An 11,549-nucleotide genomic window follows, 5' to 3' on the forward strand; every position below is an offset into this window, starting at 1 on the left:
AATTGCCACGCTGGTTGGATTTTAATTGCCAAAGTGGTTGATTTTTTAATTGCCAAACACAGTACATGAGCAACCTTGATGTTTCATTCGATAGCTAAACACACGGTGCCCACTTTCACAGACACCTACAGTAATATTTCCATACCCCCACTGTTCTACAATGGTTTATGTGAGACGATTTTAGAGCTGTCCTCTATCTATCTAGCAACTAATTGTTGGTCAATAGTTTCTAACGCCTGACTAACACTCTCTGTAAAATAAGTGCTAAAAACGTACATAAGTTGTTCTTCTATTTCAAGAAGAGAGCTTAGTTTATTCATTAATTATAGGATGTCTGCGATAATGCTCATGGAGAAGAGACCTTTCGTTTAGATTTGAACCAACTTCTATTGTAAAGTCTCTTCTCTTTTTGTCTACTTTTTTCTGCTAGCAGCAAAGATTATACAGATGCCTTGTGTTATACTCGAACTAAAATCATCGCTGAAGTTTCTACCCGCTTCATCAAAAACTTAATTATTAGAATCTCCAATTTGCTAGAGACTTCCCTGTTTTCTTATTGATTACTATTATTTAACTGATTATTATCTAAATATTTATTAGCTAAGTATAATATATTCCAAAAATTTTGAATATCCTTAGCTTCAGTTATATCTGCCCTTTTTTATCAAATTATCTTCATGGGAACTTTGATTATAATCACCATTATTTAATTCAATTGAACTTTGCGCTATTTGTACAATGGACTCAACACCTTGAAACTAATCTGAAAGCACTATTTCCTCATGAATGTTTATATACTACGACACTGTTAAAAAAATATAATATTTTTCACTTTTTCTTACCTTCAATTTTTGTACTCAAGTTTCCTGAAAAATTTATTAGTTGGAGAACAAAAATTATTACACATACACTTGTCTTAAATGTACTTTCTTCTAAAAGAAAGTATACTACAAAAAATAAGCACAAAAGTAATGTATAATCTATGCTATAGACTAAATTTAATATTTTCCTCATCAAAAGCACCTCAATCGAGTTTCTTAATATATCTGTAAGATTTTAAATTTAAATTAAATAGTTCCTGAAAATCTTTAGCAACATTAATTCCTATATTTTCGAGTGACTTTCTCTCACTCTCAGTAAAATTTCTATTGGTTTCATACCACTCTTTATACAATAAAAAAATTTCATCTTGCCTCTTCTCTACCTTAATTTGTGATTTATCCAAATCCTTTGCTAAATTCACAAAATCATATAATTTATTCTTAACTTTTTCTTCCTCCATAGTATGATTGATTGAAAGGTTTCCTAAAACCGTTACTCCAAAATAATTTAATACCTTATGTAAATATTTATTTACTGATTGGTTACCATTGCTAGATGAAACAGTAACTACTACACCCAGTATTCCTGTTAATCTTAAAGTATGGCTCCATTCGACAAATAAATCCAAAAATTCCTTCGTCGTTGATGAAACATTGTGTAAATGAACTGGACAACAAAAAATTACAATATCCGAACCTATTATCTCGTTCTCTATAGCAAGTCTATTCTTTTTTAGTTTGCCACTCAATATATCATCAAATAAACTCCTAAAGAATACGATATTCCCTTCATTACATAATCTTTTACAAAGCCATTTCATATAATAATTAGTTTTAGATGACTCTGAATCTCCACCAGAAAAAATAAAAATATTCATTCAAATCCCGCCTTTTTTCGGATCTGTATTCTCTTGAGCGTTGTATAACTGGTAATAGGCTCCTTTCTGTTTATACAATTCTTCATGTGTTCCGTATTCTATAATTTTCCCCTTATATAAAAAGAAAATTTTATCTGAATTTTTTATCGTAGAAAGCCTATGCGCAATTATTACTTGAGTCTCAAATTGCTTGTCCAAAGATTTCATAATTTTATTTTCTGTTATATAATCTAAAGACGATGTCCCTTCATCACTTAATAAAATTTCACCTCGATACAGCATTGCTCTCGCTATAGTTATCCTTTGTTTTTGCCCACCTGATAAATTATTAGAAATACTAGAAACTCTTGTATTGAGACCAAGAGGAAGATTATCAACATCTTTTTTTAATTCTGAACACTCTAAGCACCGATTAATGTAACCACTATCATATTTTTTATCAAGAAGCAAGTTATTGTATATAGTATCATCCATCAAATCTATATTTTGAGGAATATAGCTAAATGATTTCCTATATGAAATGAGGTTAATCAATGATAGATTCTGTCCATTTACCAATATAGAACCATGTTTAGGTTTGTATAAACCAGATAATAGTTTTAAAATTGTACTCTTCCCTGAACCAGTTTCACCAACAAAAGCAACCTTATCACCTTTTCTTATTTCAAAATTAAGATCGCTTAGTATATCACTAGAATTGTCCGAGTACGTAAATGTCACATTTTTGAATACCAAACTTTCTATAGTAGAAATAGGTGAAATATCTGAATTTTGACTCTCAGATTTAGCATAATAAATATCATTTACTCGCTCTAATATATTTTTTATCAATTCAAAGCTAGTGAAATTTTGAAATAATCCTGTTTCTTTACTAATTATCATTGAAGAAATAAAATACAATATTACTTTTTCTCCAACTGTATTTTTACTCAAAAGCCCCAAATATGATCCAGAGTATAAAAGAATAAATGGAAACATCAAGCTAAAAAAATTTAGTATCAATGAATTCGTAAAAGATAATTTTTCACCTTTTTTAAAAGAAGCTAAGAACTCATCTATTTTTTGAGAGAATTTCCTAAATAGGCTTTTTTCACTTCCTGTAATCTTCAGATATTCTAATGTATTAACCAATTCCATTTGAATTTTTAGCAATTTACTTTGCTCCGACAATACTACTTGATTAACAAGTAGTATTCGCCTGTTGATTGCAATTATATACATAATAGGAACAATTGACAAAAGTAAAATTGCAACTCCAAATAGGTAATTTAAAGCAAAAATGTAGAACAATAAGAAAACAACTGTGCCACCATCGAGAATGATATTTACTAATCCATTTGAAATAAGTGACCTAATAGAAGCTAATAGGTTCATTCGATACAGTATTTCATTTTCTCCTCTTGAATTAAAAAAAGAAAAGGGCAATTCTAAAACTTTCTTAAATAAGCTAATATTCAAAAATTTATCAATCTTCAATTCAATTTCAATAAAAATTTTGTTCCTAAAGTGAGAACTAATCAGATATGCTATAGAAATTAACACCGCAGAAACAAGATAGGAATTACTATTATCAATCCCTCTATTTAAGTCATCGATAGTTTTTTGAATCATAAAAGTTACAGATGTAGTTAGAAAATACACCATCGTAGATAAAACAAGTAATTTAAAAAAATCAAAACTATTTTCTCTTATTGGTGCTAAAAAATACTTCCAGTAATGTTGACCAATTTTTTTTTGAATAAAATTCTCTGTCTTAGCAGGTATCAAATAGTACGAAAAATTTTCGAGAATATCTTCAACAGGCAGCTTATATTTTCCAATTTCAGGATCATATACCATATACAAATGATTTTTCATTCTTTTTATGACAGCAAAATGTTTCCTATTCTCATCTAGCACAATCATGGGAACTTCAAAAGATAAATTTGATATATTTTGGATATCGAAAACATTTGATTGTATGCCTTCATTGCCTAACAACTCAACAATTTGTGAAAAACTTATCCCATCCCTCCCCAAATTAACCCGTTCTCTAAGATAATTTAAAGTAACATAAGATCCAAAATAGGATAATAACATCGAAACACAACACAAGCCGCACTCTGTCTCATTTATTTGGTGGCAAAATTTTATTCTTTGTATCATCTCATTATACCTCAATAAGACTACCTCTAATACGATAGTGTAGTCAAGTGATCAAAAATCCCTATCATTAGCATTCTGTGTCCAAAGCCACTAACTTTCACTCTGCCCAAATTCTTGAATAATTTCAAGTATTTAAATAAGTACCCTTTTTATTTAGCATTATGACTAATCATTTCTACACACTCTTTTACATTAAATTTTAAATTTATCTATTACAACATCATGGTAGTCCGGGATATTTTATTAACGAAGCATGTACTTAGACTCTCTGTACTAAAACAGAATAATATCCAACTAATAGCAACCAGTAACATACATATTCTAAAATGTAATGAACCCTATCCAACTTAAAAGTTTTTTACATACTATAATTAACGAATTGTTTAAATATCTTAATAGGATTCCAAAATATGATTATTAAACAATTTTATTCGCTATTAAATCAAATGCAAAAAGCATTTATAATTTCTTTTCAGGGCTATTAAACATTTTTTAGCCATTCTTATCTACTTTGATTTTACAACAATCTAGAACATTTTCATTGATTCGTATTAGGTGGTTTTGAAATATACCCTCTAACCAAGCTAAAAATCAGAAAGTCTTATTATTAAATTGTCAAATAAAGAATATTTCCTGTATTATTAACTGTACTAAGTAAGCCATAAATAATCCCTGCTTCTCCTAACATCAGCCCAGAAATAGATGACTGATAAAGCTTCATAGTTTGATTCAGATTAAATTGTTTTGTTTTCACATTTTTAAATAATTCATTTTGCATTAATAAAATTTCTTCGGAGAAAAAATCCTCCTCTTTTAAAAATTTTAGCATCAATAAATTGCCTGCAATTCCATGGCATAATGAGTTACCATTTGCCGTAGTTACATCCAAAGATAAAAAATCGATAGAATAATCTAACAATCCCTCATGATATAATTTTTTCCAGATTGGATAGATTCCTGTCACGCCCCTACACCATGTTGGTGTATTACAAAGTATATCAATATCATCCTTATCTGTCGTGTTCAATAAACTATTTATAGCATTAATAAACTTAGAAGAACCGAATATTTCTTTCAACTCCAATAAAGCATACAGCGGCCCTCCAATTCCGTGGGCTAAGCCAATTCCATCTATATTTAACGAAGTACTATTCAATAAATTCATAAATCTATCTACACATTTGTTCAATACAAGTATCGTAATTGGTAAATCGATATTTTTATGAATGTTACACATTGCAACAATAAAACCTGATAGTCCATCTATATAATCTAAATTTGCTGTATCATCTATGATGGGTAAACAATCTTGTAAAAACTCTTGAAGACAATCTAAATATTTTTGATCACCATATGTCTTATAAAGATTTGCGGCAACATAGATTAGTGAACCCACTCCTGAGAATACTGATATAGTAACCTTATTCTGATTTAAATCTAGTCTATACCTATCTAAAGCTGTCTCGAAAAGTGAAGAAACAATTCTATAATATGGAGATATTTTATCAATTTGATCATATTTTGCCAACGCTAATAAAATACCGAAATTTTCATATAAATCATAGTCTATGCCACCTACAACAGTAGTAGGAAATAATTTTACAGATAGCAGATTAGTGTATTTTCCTACACAAAAAATATTTTTGTTTAGTAAACTATCTATGTAATTTCTGCATTCTTCTATAATTAAATCCATAGATATTTTTTCGTAACTACCATCATTTATGCTGCATAGCTCACTTGAAAAAATATCATCTTTTATTAAAGTAAAACTCTTTTCAATTAAATTTTTTTGAAACTCAATATCTTCAATTCCTATACCTTCAATAAACTCACAAACATTTAAATATATTGGATTATCAATATATTTTTTACTAACAACTCCATCATAATCATTTAAATCTCTCCCCACTACACTATAATAAAAATAAGGTATATCTCCTTGTTTTAGTTGCTTTATCTCGCTCTCAATGATTATTTTATTTAAAGTTTTATTATTGTATAATATGTTTAAAATTATTTTTTCCTGTTGTTCATCTTGTAAATAATTTGCATTGTATAAAGCATCCAAAAATTCCACATATAGCTGTGTATCTCTTAAAATTACTCTATTAATATTGCTTAAGTTAATCTTTCTTTTAATAAAATTTATCAAAAGACTCTTGCTTTTATATAAGAAAATAGAATACGAGGTAAATCCACCTAAAAATTGATCCAAATATAAAATAGGGTTTGCTCTTTCCAGGTCTTTATTTATTTTTGATTTTTTTACTATAGGACTACGTTGTTGAGTTATCTGGATGTCAGAAGTAAACTCATTAATAATAATCTTTTTTTCAAAAAGCTCGTCTTTATAATAGAAATTTCCAAATAAACCACTAATATCAACATTTTTGAAAACTTCTGTTGGATTAGTAGGTAAAATGGAAGTATTCAAAACATTATTATTCATTCTCGGAGACTTATTATTAAAATCATCCTTTTTAGCTGAGAATAGGGTCTCAATATCATAAAAAACCGGAAACTTTTTCGACATAAGGATATTATCAAAGTGAATATCTGTTAAAGTTAAAAAATATGCAATAGAAGTTAGCGCACCTAAATTCCAATAATAACATTTAGCATCAGAAACACTCTCGGGGATTTCTTCCTTAATAAATTCTTGGTAACCATATTTTTCGCAATCCATATTTTTGATAACTTTTAGCTTTGTATCACTGACAACATTTAATTGATCCAGTAAATCATTGAAGAACACTTCATTCGCCAACGAATGTGGTTTATAAACTAATTTTATATTACTGAATTCTAAAATAACTACACTTTTCCCCTTGTTGTGAGTATCTCCTCCATCAAAATATATTTTTTTCAATTGACTTGCTTTAAAGTTTTGAGTTCCAAAATGTTCGTGAATACTATTCTGATCTTTATAAATTGAATTCAATATTTGCCTAGTAAAATTTAAAAAATTTTGTTTTAATTTAGTGATTTTCCTTAAAAGTACCGGGTAACGTTCAGAAAATTCATTTTGATAATCATTTGTTAAAAAAAGTCCATTATATTGATCATATTCTACTTCATTAGAATCTATTTTGCTGGAACCTATCCTATGAATTTCTTTACAAAAATGAATATCCTTAATCAGGGCAGATATAGAAATAGATAAAATTTTTTGTTGCAAAGTATCTTCAATTAAATTAAAATCCAACACTGGAAATTGGTTTACGAATTCTTTTTTCAACAACTCTAAACAATTATCTTCTTGCCACCTAACAAAATTACTAAATAATATTTTTTTCATAAATAAATCACCTTATTTTTAGTCAAAAGCTCTAATAGTATTAAACTTATTACTATTAGAGCTACATGATTTATGTGAGAAAGTCAGATAATGATTAATAGGATACAATGGCGCTATCTATATAATTAACAAAAACCTTTGCCACAACTTTTAAATTTTGTAACAAAATTTGATATTCCAACTGTTAGCGCACTAATTGCTGTTAACTCTGGTGTTGTTAAGGGTGCTACAACCGTAGGAGTAGTCCTAGCTTGAGCATCCCCGCTAGCACCAGAAATTTTTTCCAAACGTTCTAAATCAACTTTCCCTTCAAAATTAATTTTTCCCATGCTTAATACCTCCTGTGTTATATGAATTTATAGATACCATTATAATACTAAACGCCATTTTTGCAAATGTTTTCTTATATTCAATGGCAAAAATAGGTTCTATACTTTTTTGGTTGGTGAAAGAGACAGACTGCAGCCTGTCTATGTCATATAAAGCACAAAAATGACCGATTCTTTCGGATAAGAGTTACCTTCATCCGGGAAAATGCAGCGGGACCTTCTACTCTAGCTACTCATTTAGGACTCTAATCTGCTAAAGCAGAAAGAGTCCCATAAGCTGGCGAGCCTTGGTCTCCCAGGTAGTCAGTCTCAGCTCCACTTCGTTACGCACATAAGTTTCTAATGCTCGTACCTCGCAAAGAAACTCATTTAAACTTGCTGTAAGCCTTTCGTCACAGCAAGTAATTCGCTTGACTTCCTTTGACGCTGCTCCCGATGAAGGACTCTTTCCTCCAGTTCGGTCAGACTGTTTTTTTTTATTCAACCAGCGCTTACATTCACCAACAACTAAGTATAGAGAAAGGCACATCCAAATCCTCTATACTTAAGTTACGACACTAAAAGGGAGGAATTTAGATCCTGAATTCCCCAACCAATAACGAGCTTAAGTTGTACAAATCCTAATTTTATGGTGTTTGTACGATTTCTTTGTTGACTTTTAAATGGTTATATGATAAATCCATAACGGGTGATATAAATGGCGATAATAAAACAATTCGATAAAAGGTCTGGTATAACTTACGTGTATGAATCAAAGTCATACTGGGACAAAGAAAAGAAGCAATCCCGAGCTAAACGTACTTTAATTGGTAAAATTGATGAAAAAACTGGAGAAATGGTACCGACCGATGGTCGAATGAGAAATGCTAAGAAAAAAGAAAAAACAGTAAAATTTAATCCTAAAAATGTAACAAATAAGCACTTTGGTTCGACTTATTTACTTCAATCCATTGCACGCAAAGTACATTTGATTGATGATCTTAAACTCATATTCCCACAACATTATCAAGTTCTTTTGGATTTAGCTTACTTCTTGGTCTTAGCCCCAACAAATGCTATGCGACAAGTCGAAAATTGGAGTCACTTACATCATCTCTTTTCTAATACTCAATTAACATCGCAATTTATCTCAAAAATATTTCAAGAAGTTACCGAAAATAAAAAGCAAAGTTTTTTTAGAAAAAGAATTAATCGTTTAGATGAAGATGAATTTTGGTGCTACGATACCACTACAATTTCAAGCTATTCTCAAACATTGCCCTATATTCAGTTTGGTTTTAATAAAGAACACGACCAATTGCCACAATTGAATTTAGCTTATGTCTATAGTGAAAAAACGAGATTGCCAATTATGTATCGCCCTCTTACAGGAAGTGTCCCTGATGTGAAGACTCTCCCCTGGCTATTTGGCTTGTTTGACGGTTTAGAGAGAAAAAATATCCGCTTGGTCATGGACAGAGGTTTCTACAGTCAAGAAAATGTGGTACAACTCTGTCAGGAAAATATGACGTTTATATTAGGGAGTAAATTATCCCTTAAATATGTGCAGAATGCTATTAATTCCGTTGTAGACGATTTGGATGACTATCAATATTATTTGCCAAGTTATGCTCTTTATGCGCGGGAAATTCACCTTAAATCAGTGTTCCCAGCATCAAAAACCAGCTACTATCCTGTATCGCTACATGTTTACTATGATCCTCAGCGAGCTAGTGAGGAGCGCATGGCATTAGATGGGAAATTAAAGCAATGGGAGGAGCTATTAAGGAAAAAGCCGGAGGTTTTTGACGATATTAAACAAATTAGACGATATTTTGTACTGACGAATAATGGTTATCAATTGATAAAAGAAGCAGTGGAGAATAAGAAAAGGCAAGCAGGCTACTTTGTATTATTATCCAATAGCAGTTTGACGAGTGAAGAAGTATTACGACTCTATCGCAATAAAGATGTAGTTGAAAAAAACTTTGAGAACATTAAAGATAGAATGAATACGCGAAGAACAAGAGTTTCTAGCGAACAAAGTTTGGAAGGGAAATTATTTGTACAGCACATAGCCTTGATCCTTATCGCCTATATTAAGAGAGAAATGGCACTGAGTGGATTAAATAAGAGCTATACAATTGATGATGTGTTGTACAACTTAGACCAGATTTATGGCTATTGGGATGACTCTTTTGGTTTTACTTTAGGTGATGTATTGAGTAAACATGAGCAAATTTATGAAGGGTTAAAAATAGCACCACCTCGGTGATAGGTGGTGTTTATGGTTATGAGTCAGGGAATTCAGGTTAGATATGCCTTGTGACACCAATAATGGATAGCGTCCATATAATTGTGTAAAAAGAAAAAGGCCATTTAAGCCTAAACTGATACAATGTTAATAGCCCAAAAGCAAAACAACCAGGAGGTAAAAATGACCAACTACATTTTACCGTGGGCCAAGAAGAAATTCAAAGCTTAATTAACGAATGTATGTGTCAACTCATTGTCGGTAATTTTCAAGAAGCGACTTTTTCCCCTAGGTTGAGGACAGAAATCCGATCAATACGCTCACTTCTTTCTGACCCCTTCCTATGAAAGAGGCGTGCTTAGCTAGGTAATTGTTTAACTAAAGGTCACATCGGACTAGAACTTGACCCATTATTTGCTATCCTTCCAAAGTGAACTCCAATTGATGACCGTATCTGCTTACTTTTATGAAGTGCTTTTGCTGCACTCATATTCACGAGAGAATCCACCGGACATTCTGTATAATTCCGAGTCAAATATAAATGCAAGCGCCCAGAGTGAACACTTGTAATTATGGTGATCATACAACTAACGCCCTGCTTAGTACATGAGCAACCTTGATGTTTCATTCGATAGCTAAACACACGGTGCCCACTTTCACAGACACCTACAGTAATATTTCCATACCCCCACTGTTCTACAATGGTTTATGTGAGACGATTTTAGAGCTGTCCTCTATCTATCTAGCAACTAATTGTTGGTCAATAGTTTCTAACGCCTGACTAACACTCTCTGTAAAATAAGTGCTAAAAACGTGCATAAGTTGTTCTTCTATTTCAAGAAGAGAGATTGATTTATTCATTAATTCTAGGATGTCTGCTATAATGCTCATGGAGAAGAGACCTTTCGTTTAGATTTGAACCAACTTCTATTGTAAAGTCTCTTCTCTTTTTATCTACTTTTTTCTGTTAGCGGCAAACATTATACAGATGCCCTTCCTTCATGCTATCGCTCACATTTTAACCAACAATTATTTTTTATTTACTTGAATCGTTCTCAAATCATAAAGAGGTCCGAGTGGGTTAATAGCCAAATGTTTAAGTCGGGCACTCCTCACAAAACTATTGTAAGGCTGATAAAGGGGTATAATGACCGCTCCATCAATTAAACGTGCTTCAGCTTGATAATAATATTCCCATCTCTTTCGAACACTTAATAAAGAGGATCTACTCTTTTCAACAAACTGATCATAAGCTTTGTCAAAGTACTGTCCATAATTATAGGAACTACTGGACAAAAAGACTTGTAAGAATGATAAAGGATCATCAAAATCTGCATTCCAACCCGCAAAAGCTATATCAAAGTCCCCTTTTTCAAGGGAAGAAATTAATTTGTGTCGATCAAGATAAACTGGTTCAACTTTAAGGCCAGGCAAAATATCCTCAATCTGTGTCTTAAGATATTCTCCAACACTTTGGCTACTAGACGATCTTTCCATCAACAAACGTAACTTCTTTTCTCCAAAATAGTAATGACGTTGAAATAAACGTCTAGACCTATCGGGATCATATTCGCCTTCTATCTTAAAAACTGAACGATAGTCTTCTGCAGATTGGTCTTTCCCACCTAAGCTATGAGGGATCAAATAATCCACACTTTTGGATCCATCTTGTAGAATTTGATCCACTAAAGCTTTTTTGTTGATGGCCAATGCCAAACTTTTTCGAACATCCATCTCTTTTAAAAGAGGATTATTTAAATTTAATTGTAAATAATAAACAGGTGGATTTTAGAATGAACTTAGCCACTCAATTGTGAAAAAAAAAGACGCCATGTAAATTTC

Annotated in this window: 5 protein-coding genes and 1 pseudogene; 1 reads left to right on the top strand and 5 read right to left on the bottom strand. The window is 31.3% G+C overall.

Annotated features, from left to right (window positions below):
• Positions 1 to 1,024 precede the first annotated feature (1,024 nt).
• The 4 genes from D3H64_RS06220 to D3H64_RS06235 all read right to left on the bottom strand — a co-directional run bounded on the left by D3H64_RS06220 (position 1,025) and on the right by D3H64_RS06235 (position 7,474).
• A complete protein-coding gene (locus D3H64_RS06220; protein ID WP_121565413.1) occupies positions 1,025 to 1,699 on the bottom strand; it encodes a flavodoxin family protein in 675 nt (224 codons plus the stop codon).
• Positions 1,700 to 3,844, bottom strand: a complete 2,145-nt coding sequence (locus D3H64_RS06225; RefSeq protein WP_121565414.1) for a peptidase domain-containing ABC transporter — start codon at positions 3,842 to 3,844, stop codon at positions 1,700 to 1,702.
• Positions 3,845 to 4,451: 607 nt separating this feature from the next.
• Positions 4,452 to 7,145, bottom strand: a complete 2,694-nt coding sequence (gene lanM, locus D3H64_RS06230; protein ID WP_121565415.1) for a type 2 lanthipeptide synthetase LanM — start codon at positions 7,143 to 7,145, stop codon at positions 4,452 to 4,454.
• A gap of 125 nt (positions 7,146 to 7,270) precedes the next feature.
• Positions 7,271 to 7,474 (bottom strand): hypothetical protein, encoded by a 204-nt coding sequence (locus D3H64_RS06235; RefSeq protein WP_121565416.1) that lies wholly within the window; start codon positions 7,472 to 7,474, stop codon positions 7,271 to 7,273.
• A gap of 697 nt (positions 7,475 to 8,171) precedes the next feature.
• On the opposite strand from D3H64_RS06235, the gene D3H64_RS06245 reads away from it, so the two are divergent.
• Positions 8,172 to 9,728 carry a transposase gene (locus D3H64_RS06245; RefSeq protein ID WP_121565418.1) on the top strand — a complete coding sequence of 519 codons (1,557 nt, stop codon included), beginning with the start codon at positions 8,172 to 8,174 and terminating at the stop codon, positions 9,726 to 9,728.
• 1,008 nt (positions 9,729 to 10,736) lie between these two features.
• Here D3H64_RS06245 and D3H64_RS06250 read toward each other — a convergent pair.
• Positions 10,737 to 11,474 (bottom strand): annotated as a pseudogene (locus D3H64_RS06250) (ABC transporter substrate-binding protein); the annotation flags it as partial.
• Between the last annotated feature and the right edge of the window lie 75 nt (positions 11,475 to 11,549).

The sequence above is a fragment of the Atopobacter sp. AH10 genome (assembly GCF_003664595.1).
In the GTDB taxonomy this organism is placed as follows: domain Bacteria; phylum Bacillota; class Bacilli; order Lactobacillales; family Aerococcaceae; genus Atopobacter.